Raw genomic sequence first — 21,732 nt, 5'->3', positions numbered from 1 at the left:
GAGGCGGACGTGGACCTAACCCTGCTCTACCGCGGGCCGCTGGCCTCGTGCGACTACGACTGCCCGTACTGCCCGTTCGCCAAGCGGCGCGACTCCCCGGAGCGGCTGCGCGCCGACCGCGAGGCGCTGGAGCGGTTCGCGGGCTGGGTGGCCGACCGGCGCGGGGACCGGCTGTCGGTGCTGTTCACCCCGTGGGGCGAGGGCCTGGTGCGGTCCTGGTACCGGCGCACGCTGGCCGAACTGAGCCTGCTGCCGCACGTGGCCCGGGTGGCGATCCAGACCAACCTGAGCTGCCGCACCGGCTGGCTGGACGCCGCCGACCCGGACACCCTCGCCCTGTGGTGCACCCACCACCCGGACCAGACGCCCTACGACCGGTTCCTGGCCAAGTGCCGCGAACTGGCGGACAGGGGGGTGCGCCACAGCGTCGGGATCGTCGGCCTGCCCGAACACCTGCCCCGCGCGCTGCGGCTGCGCGCCGACCTCCCCGACCACGTCTACCTGTGGGTCAACGCCGCCGAGGGCCGCGTCTACACGGACGAGGAGGCCGACCGCTGGACGGCGATCGACCCTCTCTTCCCGTACAGCCGCCACCCCCACCGCAGCGCCGGGCTCCCCTGCCGCACCGGGGAGTCCGTCGTCTCGGTGGACGGCGAGGGGACGGTGCGGCGCTGCCACTTCGTCCCCGAGCCGCTGGGCAACCTCTACGACGGCTCCTGGCGCGCGGCGCTGCGGCCCAGGTCCTGCCCGCTGGCCGTCTGCGACTGCCACATCGGCTATGTGCACCTGGAGTCGCTGCCCCTGTACGACGTCTTCGCGGGCGGTGTGCTGGAGCGGATACCGGCGGCGTGGCCGGGTTCCGGCGCGCGGTTCAGCCCTTGACGCCGACCCCGCCGTAGAGCGCGACGCGGCGCAGTTCCCCGGGCTCGGGCAGCGGCCCGTCCGGGCGCCACAGCGGGAGCTGCACCAGTCCGGGGTCGACGAGGTCCCAGCCGTCGAAGAACGGCAGGATCTCGGCGTGGCCGCGCAGGCTGACCTGGGCGGTGGCGTTGCGGTAGACGTCGGTCCCCTCCTCCACCCGCCGCTTCTCGTGGAAGTCGGGGGTGCCGTGGGTGAGGACGAGGCAGCTTCCGGCGGGCAGGACGTCGCCGAGCGCGGCCACGAGCCCGGCGGGGTCCTCTTCGTCCTTGACGAAGTGCAGGACGGCGACGAGGAGGAGGGCCACCGGCCGGTCGAAGTCGATCAGTTCGCGGACGGCCGGGTGGCCGATCACGGACTCGGGTCTGCGGACGTCGGCCAGGACGAACTCCGCGTTGCCCGCGCCGGTGAGCTTGGCGCCGGCGTGGGTGGAGACGATGGGGTCGTTGTCGACGTAGACCACGCGGGTGTCGGGGGCCACGGCCCGGGCCAGTTCGTGGGTGTTGGGCGAGGTGGGGATGCCGGTGCCGACGTCGATGATCTGGCGGACGCCCAGCTCCCCCACCACCGTCCGCACGGCGCGGCCGAGGAAGTCGCGGTTGGCGCGGGCGCTCACCCGTACGTCCGGTGCGATCTCGATGAGGCGTTCGGCGGCCTCGCGGTCCACCTCGTAGTTGTCGCTCCCGCCCAGGTAGTAGTCGTACATGCGGGCCGGGTGCGGCCTGCTGGTGTCGATCTGCTCGGGCGTGAAGCCCTCGTGGGGCTGATGGAGCTGGTGGGGCTGGTCGGTCATGCCGTTGCCGTCCTCCGTCATGGTCTCGCGACCCTCGACACGGGCTCTGTGCGGGCTGTGCGGGCTGTGCGGGTTGCGCTCACTGCACGGGGTCGCGGGCGAGCAGGAAGTCGGCCTCCCCGGCCTTGACGCCCTGGATGAACCTCGCCATCGCGTGGTGGGCGTACACCAGGGCGGGGCCGTCGGGGTCGGTGGACTGGCGCAGCGCCACCCTTCCGTCCGCGAGCCGCATGGCCTCCACACAGCTCCCCCCGTTGCCGCCGCTCCACGGCTTGTGCCAGCCCTCGCTCCCCAACTGCCGGGCGGGCATGCCGTTGTAGACACGTTTCTTCATGGGATGGTTCACAGCTCCTTGCGCAGGCCGTCCAGAACGGCCTCGGTCCGCTGCACCGGCGCGGCCTGCGCGCACATCCGGTCCAGTGCCTCCTGGAACGCCGACACGTCGTCGCGCTGGTCGAAGTAGACGGCGCCCACCAGGCTCTCGCTGTAGGCGACGTCGGGCAGTTCCGGGATGGGGAACCGGAAGATGTGGAAGGGTCCGTACATGGCCGGGTGCGGCCCGGCCGCGAAGGGCATGACCTGGAGGCGCACGGTCGGCATCGAGCACGCCTCGATCAGACGGGAGATCTGCCCGCGCATGACCTCGGTCCCGCCGATGGGCCTGCGCAGCACGGTCTCGTCCATCACCACCCACAGCAGGGGCGGTTCCTCGCGGGTGAGCAGCCGCTGGCGCTCCAGCCGCAGCGCGACGCCGCGCTCGATCTCCTCCTCGCGGGCGTGCGGCATGCCCGCGCGCAGCACGGCGCGGGCGTACTCCACGGTCTGGAGGAGTCCGGGCACGTAGTGCGGCTCGTAGGCGCGGATGACGTGGGACTCGCTCTCCAGGCTGACGAAGGCGCTGAACCAGTCGGGCAGCACGTCGCGGTAGCGGTGCCACCAGCCGGGCCGGTTGGCCTCGCGGGCGAGGGAGAGGAAGCTGTCGATCTCCGCCTGGTCGGTGACGCCGTAGGTGCGCAGCAGCTTCTCGACGTAGGGGATCTTCAGGCCGACCTCGGCCCGCTCCATCCGGCGGATCGTGGCGTGCGTGACGTCGAGGGCCTCGGCGGCCCGCTCGTAGGTCAGCCCCGCCCGCCGCCGCAGGTCCCCCAGCCGCCTGCCGAGCACCACGCGCAGAACCGTGGGGGCGCCGCCCGCCCTGGAGTCCACCACCGCCGCCCCTCCCGCACGCCAACCGCCGCTCCCCCGCGGCAGTTTGTCATGCCGCCGGACCGTTCCGACAGGGCGGCATGGGCGTTTCTGCAAACAACAGATTGATCCTTGCCAGATGTTGTCCACGCCCTTCACACTGAGGGCGTGGCTTACTTTCCCGATGTTCGCCCGTTAGAGCGCACCGGGGGGTCCGTCGAGAGGGCCCTGCGGGACGTCTTCCATCTCCCGGCCATCGGCGCCTCCGTGGCCGAGGCCCGCAGACGGGTCCTCGCCCGGCTGACGGAGTGGGACATCGGCTCCCTGGTCCGCGACGACGCGCAACTGGTCGTCTCCGAGCTCTTCACCAACGCCGTTCGGCACACCGACAGCGAGAAGGTCGACTGCGAACTGCGCGTCACGGGCGAGCGGCTGCGCCTGGAGGTCACCGACCAGGGCGCCGGCCCCGCCCGGCCGCGCACCCGCGGTACCCGAGGCGCCGAGGGGGGCGCCGCGGGCACGGCGGGCTCCGAGGGGGAGAACGGACGCGGGCTGCTGCTGGTCAGCGCCCTGGCCGAGGCGTGGGGGATACGGCCGGGCGCCGGCGGCAGGGGGCACATGGTCTGGGCGGAGCTGGGGTTCGACCCGGCCGCCCCGTGACGCGGGACCTCCCGGCCTTGGGCGGGGGAGGCCGGGAGGTCCCGTTCCCCGACGGTGAGCGCCGTCGCGCACGGCCGTGCCGGGCGGTGGCGTCCCGGCACGAGGACCGCCTCCGGCGACGGACCCAGCGCTGCGGGCCCACCGCCGCGGCGGTCGGCGGGCACTCCCGCGGACACCCCAGGGGTGCGCTTCGGCACCGGCTCGGGCGCGGGGTTCCGCGCCGGGCGGACCGCCCCGTTCCCGCCCGCTCCGAACCGGGGGCCACCGGTGTACGGTAAGCGCTTGCCAGGCCGCGCGACCGAGCCGGTGCCGAAGCACGCCCCTCCCTGGAGCCGTCAGTGAACACGGACCACCGCCCCGCACCCCCCGGCCGACCGACCCCCGGCGGGCTCGGCCTCTGGTATCCCCGCCCCGCCGCCGAGTGGCTCCAGGCCCTGCCGGTGGGCAACGGCCGCCTGGGCGCCATGGTGTTCGGCGGCACGGACGGCGAGCGGCTCCAGCTCAACGAGGACACCCTGTGGGCCGGCGGCCCGCACGACTACGACAACCCCCGGGCTCTCGCCTCCCTCCCCGAGGTCCGCCGGCTGGTGTTCGAGCAGCGGTGGGACGAGGCCCGGGCCCTGGTCGACTCCGACCTGATGGGCGTCCCCGTCGAGCAGCTCCAGTACCAGACGGTCGGCGACCTGCGCCTGGTCCTCCCCGAGGGGGACGGGACGGGCGGGGTCTCCGGCTACCGGCGCGAGCTCGACCTGGCCACCGCCGTCGCCTCGGTGGAGTACGCGCGCGACGGGGTGCGCCACCGCCGCGAGGTGTTCGCGAGCGCGCCGGACCAGGTGATCGTGGTCCGGCTGACCGCCGACGCCCCCGGCGCGCTCTCCTTCACCGCCCGCCTCGACAGCCCGCTGCGCTCCGCCGCGTCCTCCCCCGCCCCGCACACCGTCGCGCTGGACGGCACCGGCGACGACGCCCGGGGCATCGCGGGCGTGCTGCGCTTCCGCTGCCTGGTGCGGGCGGTCGCCGAGGGGGGCGCCGTGCGCTCGGCGGACGGGGAGCTGCACGTCGAGGGCGCGACCGCCGTCACCCTGCTGGTCTCGGCCGCCACCAACCACCGCGACTGGCGCGGCGTGGACGAGGACCCCGACGCGGCCGCCGTCCGCGCCGCCGCCCCCGTGGAGGCGGCGGCCGCCCGGCCCTACTCCGAGCTGCGCGCCCGTCACACCGCCGACCACGCCGCGCTGTTCGACCGCGTGCGGCTGGAGGTGCCGGCCACACCCGCCGCCGCGCTGCCGACCGACGAGCGGGTGGCGGGCTTCGCGCGCGGCGACGACCCGCAGCTCGTGGCGCTGTACTTCGCCTACGGCCGCTACCTGCTCATCGCCTGCTCCCGTCCCGGCACCCAGCCGGCGGGCCTCCAGGGGCTGTGGAACGACCTGACCGACCCGCCGTGGGGCGGCAAGTACACCATCAACATCAACACCGAGATGAACTACTGGCCCGCGGCCCCCGCCAACCTCCTGGAGTGCTGGGAACCGCTGTTCGGCCTGCTGGACGACCTGGCGGTCACCGGCGCCCGTACCGCCCGGGCGTGTTACGGCGCGCGCGGCTGGGTCGCCCACCACAACACCGACATCTGGCGCGGCACCGCGCCCGTGGACGGGGCGTTCTGGGGGATGTGGCCCACGGGCGGGGCCTGGCTGGCGCTGTCGGTGTGGGAGCACTACCGCTTCACCGGGGACGAGACGGCGCTGCGGGCGCGCTTCCCGGTGCTGGCCGGCGCGGCGCGCTTCTTCCTGGACTCCCTCGTCGAGGACCCCGCCACCGGAGAGCTGGTCACCTGCCCGTCGATCTCCCCCGAGAACGCCCACCACCCCGGTCCCGGCGGCTCGCTGTGCGCGGGCCCGACCATGGACAACCAGATCCTGCGCGACCTGTTCGACGCCGTCGCCGCGGGCGCCGAACTGCTCGGGGCGGAGGAGGGCCTGGCCGAGGAGGCCAGGGCGGCGCGCGAGCGGCTGGCCCCGATGCGGATCGGTGAGCTGGGGCAGCTCCAGGAGTGGCGCGAGGACTGGGACGCCGCCGCCCCCGAGCGCGGCCACCGGCACGTCTCGCACCTGTACGGGCTGCACCCGGGCAACCAGATCACCCGGCGCGGCACCCCCGAGCTGTTCGAGGCGGCGCGCACCACGCTGGAGCTGCGGGGCGACGCGGGCACGGGCTGGTCGCTCGGCTGGAAGATCAACTTCTGGGCGCGGCTGGAGGACGGGGCGCGCTCGTACAAACTGCTGGCCGACCAGCTCACCCCCGAGCGCACCGCGCCCAACCTCTTCGACCTGCACCCGCCCTTCCAGATCGACGGCAACTTCGGCGCCACCGCCGGGATCACGGAGTGGCTGGTGCAGAGCCACACCGACGAGATCCACCTGCTGCCCGCCCTGCCCGGCGCGCTGCCCGACGGCGAGGTGCGGGGGCTGCTGGCGCGCGGCGGCTTCGAGGTCGGCGTCGTCTGGCGCGGCGGGGAGCTGGCCGGGGCCGAGCTCCTCTCCCGCGCCGGGCTCCGGGCCCGGGTGCGGACGGCCCGCGAGGTGGAGGTGTCCTGCGGCGGTCGGCCGGTGGAGACCGTACGGCCGCAGGCGGGGGTCGTGGAGTTCGAGACGGCGGCCGGGAGCGCCTACCGGCTGGCCCCGGCCTGACCGCGCCCGCGCGGGCGGGAACTCTCCCCGGGACGCCGTCCGTTCCCCGTCCACAGGAGGTGCGCCGTGGGCGGTGGGCACGCACGACGGGGAGACGGCGACGACGCCGGGGCAGACGCCTGGGACGACGTCGTGCTCGACGAGGACTTCGTACGCGGCGCCGAGGTGAGCGAGCCGGCGGCGCGGACGCGCATGCTGCGGGCCCGCTGGCGGGACGACCCGCCCGAGCCGCAGCCGTGGCGGGCGGACGAGCCCCCCGCGGGGTGGTTCTGGAGCAGGGGCCGCCGCAGGGGGCGCCGGTGGCGTCGCCGCCGCGGGGACTGACGGGCCCTGACGGGCCGGCCGCGTCCCCGCGGCAGCGGCCCGTGCGGGGGCACGAGCCGCCACCCGCGCCCCCGCACGGGGCCTCACGCCGGCGCGGGCGTCAGCCGCGGACGCCCAGCAGGTGCTCCAGCGCCAGCTGGTCCAGCCGCTCGAAGGCCATGCCGCGCTCGGCCGCGGCGTCCACGTCGAATCCCTCGAAGGAGGCGGTGTCGGCCAGCAGGTCGGCCGCGGTCTCGCCCTCGTTCAGGGTCGGCCGCGCCAGCTCGTCCAGGCGCGAGGCGCTCAGCGCCTCCCGGACCTCGGGGTCGGCGCGGAAGGCGGCGGCCTTCTCCTTGAGGATCAGGTAGTTGCGCATGCAGCCGGCCGCGGAGGCCCACACGCCGTCGAAGTCCTCCGTCCGCGGCGGCTTGAAGTCGAAGTGCCGCGGGCCCTCGTAGCCGGCCGACTCCAGCAGGTCCACCAGCCAGAACGCCTGGCGCAGGTCGCCGGCGCCGAAGCGGAAGTCCTGGTCGTACTTGATGCCGGACTGGCCGTTGAGGTCGATGTGGAAGAGCTTGCCGTGCCACAGCGCCTGGGCGATGCCGTGCGGGAAGTTCAGTCCGGCCATCTGCTCGTGGCCGACCTCGGGGTTGAGGCCGACCCGGTCGGCGTGCTCCAGCTCGTTGATGAAGGCCAGCGCGTGGCCGACGGTCGGCAGCAGGATGTCGCCGCGCGGCTCGTTGGGCTTGGGCTCGATGGCGAAGCGCAGGTCGTAGCCCTGCGAGACGACGTAGTCGCCGAGGACGTCGAAGGCCTCCTTGAGGCGGTCCAGCGCGACCCGCACGTCCTTGGCCGCGCCCGACTCGGCGCCCTCGCGTCCTCCCCAGGCGACGTAGGTGGTGGCGCCCAGCTCGGCGGCCAGGTCGATGTTGCGGATGGTCTTGCGCAGCGCGTAGCGGCGCACGTCCCGGTCGTTGGCGGTGAAGGCGCCGTCCTTGAAGACCGGGTGGGTGAAGAGGTTGGTGGTCGCCATCGGCACCTTCATGCCGGTGGCGTCCAGCGCCTGGCGGAAGCGCTTGACGATGCCCTCGCGCTCGGCGTCCGAGGAGCCGAAGGGAATCAGGTCGTCGTCGTGGAAGGTGATGCCGTAGGCGCCCAGCTCGGAGAGCTTGCGCACCGACTCGACCGGGTCGAGGGCCGGTCGGGTGGCGTCGCCGAAGGGGTCGCGGCCCTGCCAGCCCACGGTCCACAGACCGAATGTGAACTTGTGCTCGGGTGCCGGCTCGTAGCTCATGTCATGCCTCTCGGGTATTTCGTCAGGCCCGTTGACAAATTAGTATGCGCCCAGAAGCCCCAGAGAGGAAGAGGCGACATGGCCGCACCCGAAGGTCCGCTCGTTGTCGGTGTGGACAGCTCGACGCAGTCCACCAAAGCGCTGGTCGTCGACGCCGCCACCGGCCAGGTGGTCGCCCGCGGCCAGGCGCCCCACACGGTCTCGCCCGACCACGAGAGCGATCCGGAGCAGTGGTGGGAGGCGCTGCGGCAGGCGCTGGAGCAGTGCGGGCCGGCCGTCCACCGGGCCGCCGCGGTCTCCGTCGGCGGGCAGCAGCACGGCCTGGTGACGCTGGACGGCCGGGGCCGCCCGGTACGGCCCGCACTGCTGTGGAACGACGTGCGCTCGGCCCCGCAGCGCGACCGCCTGGTGGAGGAGCTGGGCGGCCCGAAGGCGTGGGCCGAGCGCTTCGGCAGCGTCCCCGCGGCCTCCTTCACCGTCACCAAGTGGCAGTGGCTGCGCGAGAACGAGCCCGAGGCCGCCGCCGCCACGCGGGCGGTGCGGCTGCCGCACGATTACCTCACCGAGCGCCTGACCGGCCAGGGCACCACCGACCGGGGCGACGCCTCGGGCACCGGCTGGTGGTCCACGGCCGCCGAGGCGTACGACCGGGAGCTCCTGGAGAGGGTCGGCCTCTCCCCCGACCTGCTGCCCCGGGTGCTCGGCCACGGCGAGGCGGCCGGCACGGTGCGGCCCCAGGAGGGGCTGCCGCTGCCCCAGGGCGCGCTGGTGGCCACCGGCACCGGCGACAACATGGCCGCGGCCCTCGGCCTCGGCCTGCGCCCGGGTCGGCCGGTGCTGAGCCTGGGCACCTCCGGCACGGTCTACGCCGTCTCCACCCGCCGCCCGGCCGACCCCACCGGCACGGTCGCCGGTTTCGCCGACGCCCGCACCGACTGGCTGCCGCTGGCGTGCACCCTCAACTGCACCCTGGCCGTGGACCGCGTCGCGGCCCTGTTCGGCCTGGACCGCGAGGCGGTCGAGGCGGGCGGCGGCGTGACCGTGCTGCCGTTCCTGGACGGCGAGCGCACCCCCAACCTGCCCTACGCCTCCGGCACCCTGACCGGTCTGCGGCACGACACCACCCCCGGCCAGATCCTCCAGGCGACCTACGACGGCGCGGTCTACGCGCTGCTGGCCGCCCTCGACCTGGTCCTGGACGCCGACGCCGAGCCGGACGCCCCGATCCTGCTGATCGGCGGCGGCGCGAAGGGCACGGCCTGGCGCGAGACGGTGCGGCGGCTGTCGGGGCGCCCGGTGGTCGTCCCGCGCGCGCAGGAACTGGTCGCGCTCGGCGCTGCGGCGCAGGCCGCCGGGCTGGTGCTGGGCGAGGACGCGGCCGCGGTCGCCCGCCGCTGGTCCACCGCCGAGGGCCCGGCGTACGAGGCGGTGGAGCGCGACGAGGAGACGCTGACCCGCCTCGCGGCCACCCTGGAGGACGCCGATACGCTGCTGCGGCGGCGCTGACCGGCGGCGCCTTCCCGCACCACCCGGCACAGTCCGGCACCGCCCGGCACCGTCCCGCACCACAACCGCCCGCGGCACCGCCCGCGGCACCGCCCGCAGAGCCTCCGAGGAGCACGCGACCGATGGCAGCACCCGCGCCCAACACCCAGCAGGAGATGCGGCGGCGGAACCTGGCGCGCGTGCTGCACGCGGTGGCCGACGGCGGCCCCCGGTCACGGGCCGCCGTCGCGGCGCGGATCGGGCTCACCCGCACCGCCGTCTCCACGCTGGTGGACGAACTCCTGGGCGCCGGGCTGCTGGTGGAGCTGGGTCCGGGACGCTCCGGCGCGGTCGGGCGGCCGGGCACCGCCCTGGCGCTCAGCGACAGCGGACCCTGCGGGATCGGCGCCGAGATAGGCGTCGACCACCTCGCCGTGTGCGCCGTCGACCTGCGCGGCCGGGTCCGCGCCCGGACGGCGCTGGACGCGGCCAACCGCGACAGCGACCCCGGCCCGGTGCTGAGCCGGCTGGCCTCCCTGGTGAACGAGGTGGCGGGCGAGGCACGCGGGCTGGGGCTGCGTCCGGCCGGACTGGCGGTGGCCGTGCCGGGTCTGGTCATCCGCGGCACCACCACCGTCGTCCAGGCCCCCAACCTCGGCTGGTCGGGCCTCGACCTCGCCCCCCACCTGGCCGGGGACGCCCTCGGCCTCGGCGTCTCCCCCGGCGCCGCCGTGTGCTCCATCGACAACGAGGCCAACCTCGGCGCCCTGGCCGAGCTGTGGCTGGGCGGCCACACTCCGCCGGCCGCCCACTTCGTGCACGTCTCGGCCGAGATCGGCATCGGCGCCGCGATCGTGGTCGACGGCGAACTGCTGCGCGGCACCCGCGGGTTCGCCGGCGAGCTGGGCCACGTGCCGGTGCGCCCGGAGGGCCGCCCGTGCGCCTGCGGCGGCATCGGCTGCCTGGAGCAGTACGCGGGCGAGGAGGCCGTGCTGCGGGCCGCCGGGTTCGACCCGCGCGCCACCGCCGCCGAGCACCCCGGCCCCGGCGCCCGCATCGACCTGCTCGCCGCCCGTGCGCAGGGCGGCGACCGCGCGGTGCTCCGGGCGCTGGAGGAGGCCGGGACCGCGCTGGGCACCGCCCTGACCGGCGCGGTCAACCTGCTCGACCCGCAGACCGTGGTCCTCGGCGGCGCCCTCGCCCGGCTGGCGCCCTGGCTGCTGCCCTCCCTGGAGCACGAGCTGGGCCGCCGCCTGGCCGGTCCGCCGCCGGTCTCGGTCTCCCGTCTCGGGGCCGACGGCCCGCTGCTGGGCGCGGCCCACTCGGTCGTCCGCGCGGTCCTGGACGATCCGCTGGCCCACCGCGCCTGACGGCGCGCGCCGCGGACGGCGGGCCGGACGCCGGTGGGCCGCGTCCGTCAACGAGTCGACACCGGCATTCAGCCTTTCGGGTTAATCGGTGTCCGTTTCACCATGACGGCGGTTCCGCCTGCGCAGAGAATCCTCCGTGAACCGAAGGCACATCAGGTGGGGGGCGGGCGCGGGCGCGGTCGCCCTGGTGCTCGCCGCGGCGGGCAGCGCCCGCGCCGACGGGACGGCCGGCCCACGGCTCCCCGCCCTGGCCTCCCCTCTGTCCTCCGCCCCGCCCTCCGTCCCGGGCGTCGAGATCCGGACCGACGGCGGGACCGAGGTGCGGCTGACCGACGGCGACTCCTCGGTGACGGTCGTGGGGCGCCCCGACTGCCCGAGCCTGTCCGTGGTGATCACGGCCGGCGGTGATCCTGGCATGCGGCTCGAGGCGCTCCTGGGATGCCCGTGTCCGCCCGCCCCGCCCCCGCCACCGGCTCCCACACCCACGCCCACACCACCGCAGCCCACGCCACCGCCACCGCCCACGTCCGCGCCACCGCGGCCCTCGACGCCGCCGCCCCCGCCCGTCCGGCCGCCCGTGGAGCCGCGCCCGACGGCCGCCGCGCCCTCGCCGACGGCCGCGCCCGCCGCCGTACCGCCCTCCCCCGGGCCCGAGCCCGGCTCCGGGCCCCGCAGACCCGTGCCGCCGCGCGGGAGTCCGCCGCCGGAGCGCGCCTCCCCCGCTCCGAGCGCCTCCCCCGTCCCCGCCGCGCCCCGCGCCGAGGTCCGGCGCCACCGGCCCGACGCGGGACTGCCGCTGGTCGGGCGCGCCCTGCTGATCGTCGCCCCCGCGGTGCTGGCCGCCGCCGCGCTGCGCCCCCGGTCCGGTTCCCGCTCCCGCTGACACGGCGGCATCCCGACACCCCGCCATCCCGCGCCGCCATCCCGACACCCCAACACGCCGACAATCCGAGGCCCCTGAGGACCCCCATGGCCGAATGGCTGTTCCTGTTTCTCGCCGTCGCCGTCTCCTGCGCGGCCGTCGTGACCGTCACCCTGCTGCGGCAGCGCCGGGCGGGCGAGGACGACGACCCCTCCGAGACGCCCGACGTCATCGAGTACATGACGATGATGATCGGCGTGGTGTACGCGATCGTCCTCGGCCTGGCCATCGCGGGCGTCTGGGAGGGGCGATCCGCCGCCGAGGAGTGGGTGCGCCAGGAGGCGCAGGCGCTGCACGAGGTGCGCGAGCGCGCCCAGGTCTACCCCGCCGCGGCCCGCGACCGCGTCCGCGGCGACGTCGACGCGTACGTCCGCCACGCGGTCGCGGTGGAGTGGCCCCACATGGCCGAGCACGGCGAGACGACCGAGCGGGGGGCACTGCTCTTCGGGAACCTGCGGCGGAACGTCACCGGGTACGAGCCGGCCACCGTGCGCGAGGCGCAGACGTACCAGGCCCTGGTGGACCAGGTCGCCGTGGCCGACGAGGCCCGCACCGCCCGCGTGCGGGGCGCCGAGCCGACGCTTCCCGGCGTGGTGTGGTTCGGGCTGGTGGCGGGCGCGGTGATCGCGGTGGGCATGGTGTTCGCCCTGCAGATCCAGCGCTCGGGCCGGGAGCTGGTGCTGGCCGGGCTGTTCACCGCGCTGATCGCCTTCCTGCTCTTCCTGGTCTGGTACTTCGACTCGCCGTTCACCCGCGGGCCGGCGGACCCGGCCGAGGCGTTCACCGCGCTCTTCCCGCACGCCGCGGGCGACTGAGATCACACCGCGCGCCCCGGGCTGCGCACCGCCCGGTGGGTAGGCCACCCTGGAGACGACCGTACGGCCGTACGAGACGAGGAGTCACCGGGTGCCCGCACTGTTCCCCAGCCTGTATCAGGCGCCGTCCAGGCCCGCGCTGCGCTTCGGCGACCAGGTGATCGACTACGGCCGGCTGGCCGGGGCCGCGCACGCGCTCTCCCTGGAGATCGCCGAGGCCGGCCGGATCGCGGTGTGGGCCACCCCCTCCCCGCACACCTGCGTCGGCGTACTGGCGGCCCTGCTGGCCGGGGTGCCCGCCGTCCCCGTCAACCCGCGGATCGGCGAGGAGGAACTGGCCCACATCCTCTCCGACAGCGCGCCCGCCCGGGTGCTGGCCGCGCCCGGCGACGAACTGCCCCCGGCACTGGACGCGCTCCCGCGCACCGACGTCCCGCTGGAACCGGAGACGGACTCCCGCCCCGACGGCACCACGTCCGCGCCCGACGAGGGCGCCCCCGCGCTGATCGTCTACACCTCCGGCACCACCGGTCCGCCCAAGGGCGTGGTCGTGCCGCGCCGGGCGATCGCGAGCACGCTGGACGACCTGGCCGACGCCTGGCGGTGGACCGGTGACGACGTGCTGGTGCACGCCCTGCCGCTGTTCCACGTGCACGGGCTGATCCTGGGCGTGCTGGGCCCGCTGCGGCGCGGCGGCACCCTCCACCACCTGGGCCGGTTCTCGCCCGAGGCCGTCGCCGCGGCGCTGGAGGAGGGCGGCACGATGGTGTTCGGCGTGCCGACGATGTACCACCGGCTGGCCGGGGCCCTGGAGGAGGGCGGGGACGGCGGCGCGCGGCTCGCCGCGGCCCTGCGCGGCGCCCGGCTGCTGGTCTCCGGCTCGGCCGCGCTGCCGCTCCACGACCACGAGCGGATCACGGCCGCGACCGGGCAGCGTGTCGTCGAGCGCTACGGCATGACCGAGACACTGATGATCACCAGCGTGCGGGCGGACGGCGAGCGCCGCGCCGGGACCGTGGGCGTCCCCCTGCGCAGCGTGGACGTCCGGCTGGTGGACGACGAAGGCCGGCGCATCGAGGGCGGCGACGGCGAGACGGTCGGCGAGGTCCAGGTGCGCGGGCCCAGTCTGTTCGTCGAGTACCTGCACCGGCCGGACGCCACCGCGGAGGCCTTCGCGGGCGGCTGGTTCCGCACCGGTGACATGGCCACCCGCGACGCCGACGGCTTCTACCGGATCGTGGGCCGCAGGGCGACCGACCTGATCAAGAGCGGCGGCTACAAGATCGGCGCCGGTGAGATCGAGAACTGCCTGCTGGGCCATCCGGGGGTCGCCGAGGCGGCGGTCGTCGGCGAGCCCGACCCGGACCTGGGCGAGCGGATCGTGGCGTGGGTGGTGCCGTCGGGCGGGCGGGCGCCCGACGAGGAGGAGCTGATCGACCACGTCGCCCGCCGGCTCGCCCCGCACAAGCGGCCCCGGGTGGTGCGGTTCACCGGCGGCCTGCCCCGCAACGACATGGGCAAGGTCATGAAGCGGGAGCTGGGCCGTGGCTGAGCGGCCCGCGGGCGGGCCCCCGGCCGGACGGCTCCCGGCCCGCGCGGTGATCGACGCGGTGGCCGACGGCTTCGCCGAACTGCCGGACCCCGTGGGCACCGTGGTCGACGGCCCCGACGGGAACGGGCCGATCGGCTGGGACGGCTACGGCGAGGCGCGCGCCCGGGCGCGCGAGCACACCGGCGAGTACGAGTCGGTGGTGTGCGGCACCGGCACGGTCGACGGCAGCCCGGCGGTCCTGATCGCCTTCGAGTTCGCCTTCCTCGGCGGCTCCCTCGGACAGCGCACCGGCGACCGGATCGAGGCCGCCCACCGGCACGCCCGCGAGGCGCGGCTGCCGGTGGTGTCGCTGATCGCCACCGGCGGCAGCCGTATGCAGGAGGGCATGCGGGCCCTGACCCAGCTCCAGCGCGTGGCACGGCAGTCGGCGCTGACCCGGGCGGCGGGCCTGCCCCAGATCGCCGTCGGGCGGGATCCGACGACCGGCGGCGGCTGGGCCACGCTCGGCGCCGGGTCGGACGTGGCGCTGGCCCTGCCGGGCGCGCAGATCGCCTTCGCGGGCTCCCGGGTGCGCCCGCCGGGCGCCGACCCGGCCGCGTACGGCGCCGAGGAGAAGCTGGCGGCCGGGCAGATCGACCGGATCGTGGCGCCGGAGGAGCTGCGGGGCGTCCTGGGGCGCTGGCTGTCCCTGCTCACCTCTCCCGCCGACGGCCCGGCCGAGCCGCCGCGCGCGCTGGGCCGCGGCACGCCGGGGGCGCCGGGGCTGCCGGAGACGGGCTGGGAGGCGGTGGAGCGGGCCCGCTCGCCGCGGCGTCCGCGCGCGGACGCCTACCTGGACGCCTACTTCGAGATCCGCGAGGAGATCTCCGGCGACCGCTGCGGCGGCACCGACCCGGGGATGCGCTGCGGTTTCGGGCGCAGGGAGGGCCGTACGGTCGCCTACGCCGCCCAGTGCGGCACGCCGACCCTGCCCGCGGGCTTCCGCACCGCCGCCCGGCTGGTCCGGCTGGCCGACCGGCTGGGCATCCCGGTGCTCACCCTGGTGGACACCCCGGGCGCGGCCAACGACGAGGCGGCGGAACGTTCCGGCGCGGGCTCGGCCATCGCGGACCTCTTCGCGGCGGTGGCCGAGGCGCGGGTTCCGGTGACGACCCTGGTCGTCGGCGAGGGCGGCTCCGGCGGCGCCCTGGCCCTGGCCGCGCCGGAGAACACCTGGGTCACCCCGGACTGCTACTTCTCCGTCATCGCGCCGGAGTCGGCCGCGGCCATCCTCAAGCGCGGCCCGGACCGGGTCCGCGCGACGGCCGACGACCTGCGGCTGCGTCCGCAGGACCTGGTGGACCTGGGCGTGGCGCGCGGCATCGTGCCGTCGTAGCGCCGCCGCGCACCGTGCGGCCGGGACGGTGGCCGGCCGCACGGCACACGGCGCGCCGGGGCCGGGCGCCCCGCCGGCCACCGGTTCGACGGCTCCCGAGCGCGGCGGGCCCGGCGCCCGCGGTCACCGGCCGGCGGGGCTCAGGCCCGCCAGCCGGGCCAGCCGGCGGTAGGAGTCCAGGCGCAGGCCGTGGTCGTGGGCGTTGAGGGTGAGCAGCAGTTCGTCGGCGCCGCTGCGCTCGGCCAGCCCGGTGAGCGCGGCCGCCACCTCCTGCCCGGTCCCGTGCACCTGGGAGCCGCGCGCCTCGGCGAACAGCGTGCGCTCGCGTTCGGTCATCCTCCTTCCCAGCACCTTCCCCGGCGGCTCCAGCGGCGGGAAGACGCCCCGGGTGCGGGAGACGACCGTCGCCCACGCCTCCGACGCCTGCATCGCCTCCGCCTCGGCCGCGGTGGCGCCGACCGCCGCGCTCACCGAGACGACCACGTACGGCCTCCGGTACGGCTCCGGGGCCCGGGCGGAGGGGCGGAAGGCGGCGCGGTAGGCGCCGACGGCGTCCAGCATCGGCTCCTCGCCGCGCGCCGGAGCGATCACCAGCGGCAGCCCGTGCTCGGCGGCGAACCGCGCCCCCGAGCCCGTGGCCAGCACGAACACCGGCACCCGCAGTCCCTGGGAGGGCATGGCACGCACCCCACGCGCGCCGTCGCCGGTGAACCAGTCCAGCAGTTCGGCCAGGTCGTCGCCGAACCGCTCGGCGGCCTCCTTCCCCGCTCCCAGCGCCCGCCGTACGGCGCCGGTGAAACCGACCGAGCGCCCCAGTCCCATGTCGATCCGGCCCGGGAACAGCGACTCCAGCACCCCGAACTGCTCGGCGACCACCAGCGGCCGGTGGTTGGGCAGCATCACCCCGCCCGTCCCGACCCGGACGCGGGTGGTGGCCGAGGCGACGGCCGCCGCGAGCACGGTCGGCGCGGACCCGGCCACACCGGGCACACCGTGGTGCTCGGAGACCCAGAAGCGGTGGTAGCCCAGCGCCTCGACGTCCCGGGCGAAGCGCACGGTGGCGCGCAGGGCCTCGTCCGCGCCCTCCCCCTCCCGGATCAGGGAGCGGTCGAGGACCGACAGGCGGACGGTGCGCAGGGCGTCGTTGACCATGTACGTTCCAACAACCGCGACCGCACGGGATTCCCCGCGCCGCGTCCGCCCGGCGGCCGTCCGGCCCTCCCGCGCGGAGCAACCGCGAAGACGCGTTCGTGCGTCTGTCACCGACAGGACCGGGAGAGGACGGGGAACCGCTGGTGCGCGTCACGCTGGGCGAGGAGATCACGCTGCTGTCGCTGGACGACGAGTCCGGTGCGACCGAGGACTGGTCCGCCACGGGCTGGGGCGTCGCGGGCGGCATCCTGCTGGAACTGGTCATGGCGGGCCGCGTGGCCGTGAGCGGCGGACGGCTGGAGGTCGTCGACCGGACCCCGACCGGTGTCCCCCTGCTCGACGGACGCCTGGAGCGGATCGCTGGCTGGACGGACGGCGGGAACCGGAGGAAGGCGTCCGACTGGCTGGCGAAGGACCGGACGGACTCCGTGCGGGCGGCGGTGGACAGCCTGTGCGAGCGCGGCCTGGTCACCGAGGAGCGCGTCCGCGTCCTCGGCCTCTTCCGCGCGCGGCGCTACCCGGAGGCGGACGGCTCGGTGGAACGGGAGCTGCGTGAGCGGCTGGTCTCCGTGGTCGTGGACGGCGCGGATCCCGACGACCGTACCGCCGGCCTGATCGCCCTGCTGCATGCCGCACAGCTGTACCGCCAGGCGTTCCCCGGCCTGCCCCGCAAGCGGATCGAGCCCCGTATGGCGGAGATCGCCGAGGGCAACCGGGCGGGCGACAGCGTCCGCGAGGCGATCCGGGACGTGCAGGCCGCGGTCGCGGTCGTCACGACGATCACCGTGATCACGGCGGTGTCCTGAACCGGCCGCGGCCGGAGGGACGCGGGACGTCCCTCCGGCCCCGGTGTGCCGGGCCGGTGCGTCAGAACAGGCCCTTGTAGCCTCCCCAGCCGGCGGAGATCTCGTGGCGGCCGGTGAGGGTGCCGTCGCCCTTGCCGTTGTTGCGGTAGAGCACCCCGCTGGTGTCGCGGACGACGACGTCGGCGTGGCCGTCGCCGGTGATGTCGCCGACGCCGACCAGGGTGTCGTACGACAGGCCCCAGTTGGACACCAGTTGCACGCGCTCCTCGAGCAGGCCGGTGCCGGTGCCGTCGTAGCGGAAGAGGGCGCCGTCCTTGCGGTGGGCCAGGACGTCGCCGTGGCCGTCGCCGGTCAGGTCTCCCACTCCGACGACCTTGGTGTACGTCGTCCACGCCGAGCGGATCTTCTTCCCCGCCGCCAGCGTGCCGTCGCCCTTCGCGGCGAAGAGGTGGATGTCGCCGGTGGACGCCTGCCGCGCCAGCAGGTCGGCGCGGCCGTCGCCGGTCAGGTCGCCGGGTGAGGTCAGGACGTTGTACGCGCCCCAGCCGGTGCCCAGAGCGGTGTGGGGCGTGTCGGGCGCGACCGCGTCCCCGCACTCGGGCTGGTAGCCGCGCAGTTCGCCGTCCGGCATCCGCACCAGCACGTCGTTGCAGTTGTCCTGGTTCAGGTCCCCGAACGGCACCGCCAGGATCTGGTTCGACCAGCCGTCCGCCGACGTCTTGCCGGAGAAACCGCCGGAACCGTCACCCTGCTGGAACGTCAGCCAGCCGCCCGTGCTCACCGTCAGCAGGTCGCCCACGCCGTCCGGCTGCTTCGGCCCGACGTGGTCGTGGCGTGCCGGGCCGCCGCCCCGCAGCACGACCGTCCCGCCGTGTTCCAGGGCTGCGCCGCTCCCGTCTGCCGGGGCGACCGACAGCGTCCAGGCGTACCTGCCGTTCGGCAGGAACACGTCGCGGGACGCACTCGGGTGGATGCCGTGCCAGCCGACGTCGAGCCGGCCGCGCCCCGCGGCCACGGCGCCCGTGGACGTGTCGACCGTCCGGCCCGTCACGGCGTCCCGCACGGTCAGCGTCCAGCGGGCGGCCGGCTTGGACAGCAGGACGGAGGTGAGCCGGGAGGGCGCGGCCTCGGAGGTCGCCGCCCACACCTCGGGAGCGTCGTCGGGCGCCCCGACGGTGGCCAGAGAGCCGGTGGGGACGCCCGAGGGCACGATGTGGACGCGCTCCCGGCCGTCCACCCAGGCCGCGTGCCCGCCGAACTCGTCCACCGTCCAGCGCACGTGGCGCTGCGAGCCCCCGGTGTCGGGCAGCTCCCCGATCACCCGGCCGGACGCCGCCCCGCCGGTCACCGTGGTGAGGACCAGCTGCCCGGAGGCGCGGTCGTGGGTGACGACATAGCCGTCCCCCAGCAGCGCCTCGCCCGGCGGCACGGTCACCGTCGTCCCCGCCGCGCGGTCGTAGACCACCGAGGGCGCACCGCCGGAGCAGTCCACGTACAGTCGGCGGCCGACGGCCTGCAGTTCCTCGGGCACACACCCCGCCCCGGTGTCCACCGTCGCCACGGTCCTCCCCGCCGCCAGGTCGTAGGCGGTGACCACGCCCGGCGCGGCCCCCGGTGTCCACAGCAGATCGCCCCACACGGCGGCCGGCCCCGGCTCACGGGTCAGCACGGGATTGCGGAAGTACCCGATCCGGTACACGCTCTGCCGGTCGGCCGCGGTGTGGACCAGATACCGGCCGGACACGTCCGTGATCCGCCCGCCGGCCCCGGCGGGGAAGGAGAAGTCGTCGTACGTCCCCTGGCCGTCGACCCGGATCGTGTCCTGTCCGCCGGTCCCCCGGTCCAGCCAGGCGATCCGCCCGTCCGCGAGGCCCTGGGTCCCCGCACACCCGGGGTCCTCGGCCGGGCACGGGGCGAACCGGGTGCCGCCGTCCGTGAACAGGGTGCGTTCGCCGAACTCGGGAACGCCCGTCGCGGTGACGGTCCGCAGCCAGGACTCCCTGCGGCCCCGGCTGTCGTCGGTGACGACCAGCCGCCCGTGGGCCAGCGACACCCCCCGGATCGTCACGTCCGGGCGCGGGAGCGGCTTGGCCGTGACGACGGCCGGCCGGCCGTCGGCGCCCTCGGTCACGCGGTGGATGCCCCAGTCGTCCTCCTCGCCGAGGCCGGTCCGGCCGACGACCACGGCGGTGCCCGAGAGCTCCTGGGAGACGGCCGGGTAGGCGGACGCGAACAGCGTGACCGGCTCGCCGCCCGTCGCCGGTACCGCCCTGACGGCCGGTCTGCCGGCGCGCTCGCGGTAGACCAGCCAGTCGCCCACCGCCGCCAGGTCGTGCCCCGGGGTGACGGTCCCGCCCTCCAGCTCGACCTCGGCCGGGGCGGCCGACAGGTCGTCGCGCGACGCCACCAGGATCGTCTCCTCGGTGAGGCCGTACATCGCCAGGTGGCCGGAGGTCGGCACCGCGTAGGCGTAGGCGTCCGGGACCGGCGCGGTCCAGCCCTCCACGCGCCCGGTCCCGCGGTCGACGAGCACCATCCGCCGCTGCCCGTCCACGCTCCCCAGGAAGACCATGCTCCTCTCGTCGGCGGCCACCGCGGCGCCGAGGACCGATCCCGCGGGCATCCCCCCGACCGCCAGGTCGCGTACGCCTCCGTCGGCCCCGGGGGTCAGGAGGTGCGGGACCCTGACGGAGGTCCCGTCCTCCGCGGTGACCGTCTCGTGGGTGACGACCGTGGATCCGAAGACCCGGTGGAAGGACTGCCCCGCGGGGATGCGCAGGACGTCGGCCTCCTGCTCGGCCACGTCCCGGAGGGTGATCTCGGCGCCCTCCCGGTGGGCGAGCACGTCGCTGCCGGTGGCCAGGGGCTCCCCCGCGCCCTCCGGCCGGGGCACGGCGACGGTCTCGCCGTCGGAGTAGCGCGTCCACTGCAGCCCGGAGCGGCCCTCCAGGGTGTGGAAGACCCCCCGGGCGCCCGCCCCGTCCGCGTCCCAGGCGCTTTCCGCCCTGTACGGCACCGCCGAGACGTCGATGGTGCGTTCGGTGGCCGGGACCACCGTCTCCTGCGGGGTGTCCGCCGACGCCGGGGGCGCCATCGGCCCCAGGGCGGTGACGGTGACGGTGGCGACGGCCGCGGCGACGGACGCCCGTACGGACGGCCGGCCGCGCGCGGAGGTAGGACGAGCGAACACGGGATCCCCTCCCCGAGATCTGAACGGCCACGGGGAGGCGGCCACCAGAACCGGGAAGCGGGACCCCCGGCCGAACCCCCGTGTGATGTGTGGCGGATCGTAGCAACGACCGCCCGGCCGCCCGGCCGTTTCGGGGAGTCGGCCGCGCGGCCCCGCGTCCGTTCGCCGGGGGGCGACGCGGGCCGTCCCCTCCGACCGGCCGCGGGCTCCCGCCGGAGGGCGCGGCGGCGGCCCCGCGGGGTGCCGGCGGCCGGGGCCCGGCGCGGCTCACCCCTCGTACGGCTGCCAGGCGGGGCCGGGGCCGCCCCGGCGGACGCGGCCGAACACCACGTCGGCGAAGTGGCCGCCGAAGCCGATCGTGCCGGGCTCCTCCAGTTCGTCGAGGAGGCGCCGGCGGAACGCGGCCGCCCGTTCCGGGTCGTGGTCGGGGAGGGCGGGCCACTCCGGATGGTCGGCCTGGAGCGGCGAGTGCATCGCGTCGCCGAAGGCGATCAGCCGCCGTCCGCCCGAGCTGATGACGTACACGGCGTGCCCGACCGTGTGGCCGGCGGCGTACTCCACCCGTACGCCGGGGAAGACCTCCTCGCCGTCCTCCACGGTGCGCACGCGGGGGTCGATCGCCGCGAGCATCTCCCGTGTGATGCCGGAGGCCTCGGCGAGATGGCGCTGCTCCCACTCGGGCCTGGTCAGCAGGTGGTCGGCGTGGGCGAAGAGGAAGCGGCCCTCCGCCGGGTCGGGGTGCCAGGCCCAGCCGCCGTGGTCGATGTGGAGGTGGGTGACGGCCACCGCCTCGATGTCCTCGGGGCGGCGGCCGGCCCGGGCCAGGCCGGCCGGGAGCGCGCCGCTGCGGACGGCCCCGAGGGGGCTGCCCGGCTGGGCGGGGACCGAGTGCGGCCCGAAGCCGGTGTCGATCAGCAGGGCCCTCTCGCCGTGCTCCACCAGCAGTCCGCCGATGCTGGCCACCAGATGGCCGGATTCGTCGAGGTACTCGGGGTGCTCGGCCCACACCTCCCCGGTGGTGCCCGGCAGCCACAGGTGCGGTACGAGCTGCGCCGCGCCGTCCGGCACATAGGTCACCCTCAGCTCGCCCAGCCGCAGCGACCGCAGCCCCGAAGGCCGCCGCAGCCGCTCGTCCCTCCCCGGCGCGGATACCGTCATGTCCCTCCCCTTCCCACGTCCTGCGTGTCGCGGGAGAGCCCGCCCGGCGCGCGGGCGGCGGTTC

General features: G+C 75.9%; 18 protein-coding genes. 11 read left to right on the top strand and 7 right to left on the bottom strand.

All coding sequences use genetic code 11. The features are described from left to right. The first annotated feature begins 9 nt into the window (after nucleotides 1-9). A complete protein-coding gene (locus tag QC029_RS01615) occupies nucleotides 10-882 on the top strand; it encodes an STM4011 family radical SAM protein (RefSeq protein ID WP_279553461.1) in 873 nt (290 codons plus the stop codon). On the opposite strand, the gene QC029_RS01610 is transcribed toward QC029_RS01615, so the two are convergent. The 3 genes from QC029_RS01610 to QC029_RS01600 all read right to left on the bottom strand — a co-directional run bounded on the left by QC029_RS01610 (nucleotide 872) and on the right by QC029_RS01600 (nucleotide 2,920). Then, the gene (locus QC029_RS01610) at nucleotides 872-1,711 is read right to left on the bottom strand and encodes an SAM-dependent methyltransferase (protein ID WP_279553460.1); all 840 of its coding nucleotides are present in this window, start codon (nucleotides 1,709-1,711) and stop codon (nucleotides 872-874) included. The two genes, QC029_RS01615 and QC029_RS01610, sit on opposite strands and share 11 nt — an antisense overlap. A gap of 79 nt (nucleotides 1,712-1,790) precedes the next feature. Then, entirely contained in the window at nucleotides 1,791-2,045 is a 255-nt protein-coding gene (locus tag QC029_RS01605; protein WP_279553459.1) for a DUF397 domain-containing protein, read from the bottom strand. 8 nt (nucleotides 2,046-2,053) lie between these two features. Then, nucleotides 2,054-2,920: a helix-turn-helix transcriptional regulator gene (locus QC029_RS01600; RefSeq protein ID WP_279553458.1), complete on the bottom strand. Its 867-nt coding sequence runs from the start codon at nucleotides 2,918-2,920 to the stop codon at nucleotides 2,054-2,056. A gap of 144 nt (nucleotides 2,921-3,064) precedes the next feature. Between QC029_RS01600 and QC029_RS01595 the strand changes: the two genes are divergently transcribed. The 3 genes from QC029_RS01595 (at nucleotide 3,065) to QC029_RS01585 (ending at nucleotide 6,570) form a co-directional block, all read left to right on the top strand. Then, entirely contained in the window at nucleotides 3,065-3,556 is a 492-nt protein-coding gene (locus tag QC029_RS01595) for an anti-sigma regulatory factor (protein ID WP_279553457.1), read from the top strand. Between the two features lie 338 nt (nucleotides 3,557-3,894). Continuing rightward, nucleotides 3,895-6,246 (top strand): glycoside hydrolase family 95 protein, encoded by a 2,352-nt coding sequence (locus QC029_RS01590; protein WP_279553456.1) that lies wholly within the window; start codon nucleotides 3,895-3,897, stop codon nucleotides 6,244-6,246. 66 nt (nucleotides 6,247-6,312) lie between these two features. Then, a complete protein-coding gene (locus tag QC029_RS01585; protein WP_279553455.1) occupies nucleotides 6,313-6,570 on the top strand; it encodes a hypothetical protein in 258 nt (85 codons plus the stop codon). A 100-nt stretch (nucleotides 6,571-6,670) separates the two neighbouring features. Here the strand turns inward: QC029_RS01585 and xylA are convergent, their stop codons facing one another. Continuing rightward, nucleotides 6,671-7,843, bottom strand: a complete 1,173-nt coding sequence (gene xylA, locus QC029_RS01580) for a xylose isomerase (protein WP_279553454.1) — start codon at nucleotides 7,841-7,843, stop codon at nucleotides 6,671-6,673. A gap of 78 nt (nucleotides 7,844-7,921) precedes the next feature. Between xylA and xylB the strand changes: the two genes are divergently transcribed. The 6 genes from xylB to QC029_RS01550 all read left to right on the top strand — a co-directional run bounded on the left by xylB (nucleotide 7,922) and on the right by QC029_RS01550 (nucleotide 15,362). Continuing rightward, on the top strand, nucleotides 7,922-9,349 hold the full coding sequence (xylB, locus tag QC029_RS01575) for a xylulokinase (protein ID WP_279553453.1): 1,428 nt from the start codon (nucleotides 7,922-7,924) through the stop codon (nucleotides 9,347-9,349). A gap of 122 nt (nucleotides 9,350-9,471) precedes the next feature. Further along, entirely contained in the window at nucleotides 9,472-10,698 is a 1,227-nt protein-coding gene (locus QC029_RS01570) for an ROK family transcriptional regulator (RefSeq protein ID WP_279553452.1), read from the top strand. Between the two features lie 136 nt (nucleotides 10,699-10,834). Further along, nucleotides 10,835-11,581 carry a hypothetical protein gene (locus tag QC029_RS01565; RefSeq protein ID WP_279553451.1) on the top strand — a complete coding sequence of 249 codons (747 nt, stop codon included), beginning with the start codon at nucleotides 10,835-10,837 and terminating at the stop codon, nucleotides 11,579-11,581. Nucleotides 11,582-11,667: 86 nt separating this feature from the next. Then, complete coding sequence (locus tag QC029_RS01560) at nucleotides 11,668-12,435, top strand: DUF4239 domain-containing protein (protein ID WP_279553450.1); 768 nt, start codon at nucleotides 11,668-11,670, stop codon at nucleotides 12,433-12,435. Between the two features lie 91 nt (nucleotides 12,436-12,526). Next, nucleotides 12,527-13,987, top strand: coding sequence for an acyl-CoA synthetase (locus QC029_RS01555; protein WP_279553449.1), 1,461 nt, complete (start codon nucleotides 12,527-12,529; stop codon nucleotides 13,985-13,987). After that, nucleotides 13,980-15,362, top strand: a complete 1,383-nt coding sequence (locus QC029_RS01550; RefSeq protein ID WP_279553448.1) for a carboxyl transferase domain-containing protein — start codon at nucleotides 13,980-13,982, stop codon at nucleotides 15,360-15,362. The genes QC029_RS01555 and QC029_RS01550 overlap by 8 nt, the downstream gene beginning before the upstream one ends. Nucleotides 15,363-15,485: 123 nt before the next feature. On the opposite strand, the gene QC029_RS01545 is transcribed toward QC029_RS01550, so the two are convergent. Continuing rightward, the gene (locus QC029_RS01545; protein WP_279553447.1) at nucleotides 15,486-16,514 is read right to left on the bottom strand and encodes an MsnO8 family LLM class oxidoreductase; all 1,029 of its coding nucleotides are present in this window, start codon (nucleotides 16,512-16,514) and stop codon (nucleotides 15,486-15,488) included. A 143-nt stretch (nucleotides 16,515-16,657) separates the two neighbouring features. Between QC029_RS01545 and QC029_RS01540 the strand changes: the two genes are divergently transcribed. Next, the gene (locus QC029_RS01540; protein WP_279553446.1) at nucleotides 16,658-17,320 is read left to right on the top strand and encodes a GPP34 family phosphoprotein; all 663 of its coding nucleotides are present in this window, start codon (nucleotides 16,658-16,660) and stop codon (nucleotides 17,318-17,320) included. Between the two features lie 61 nt (nucleotides 17,321-17,381). On the opposite strand, the gene QC029_RS01535 is transcribed toward QC029_RS01540, so the two are convergent. Both QC029_RS01535 and QC029_RS01530 read right to left on the bottom strand, forming a co-directional pair. Further along, complete coding sequence (locus QC029_RS01535; RefSeq protein WP_279553445.1) at nucleotides 17,382-20,510, bottom strand: VCBS repeat-containing protein; 3,129 nt, start codon at nucleotides 20,508-20,510, stop codon at nucleotides 17,382-17,384. 267 nt (nucleotides 20,511-20,777) lie between these two features. After that, nucleotides 20,778-21,668, bottom strand: coding sequence for an MBL fold metallo-hydrolase (locus QC029_RS01530; protein WP_279553444.1), 891 nt, complete (start codon nucleotides 21,666-21,668; stop codon nucleotides 20,778-20,780). Nucleotides 21,669-21,732 lie beyond the last annotated feature (64 nt).

It is taken from the genome of Streptomyces sp. DH37 (assembly GCF_029813835.1).
Lineage (GTDB): Bacteria > Actinomycetota > Actinomycetes > Streptomycetales > Streptomycetaceae > Streptomyces.
Note: the sequence above shows the minus strand (reverse complement) of the source record. Positions and strands in the feature narration are given on the sequence as shown.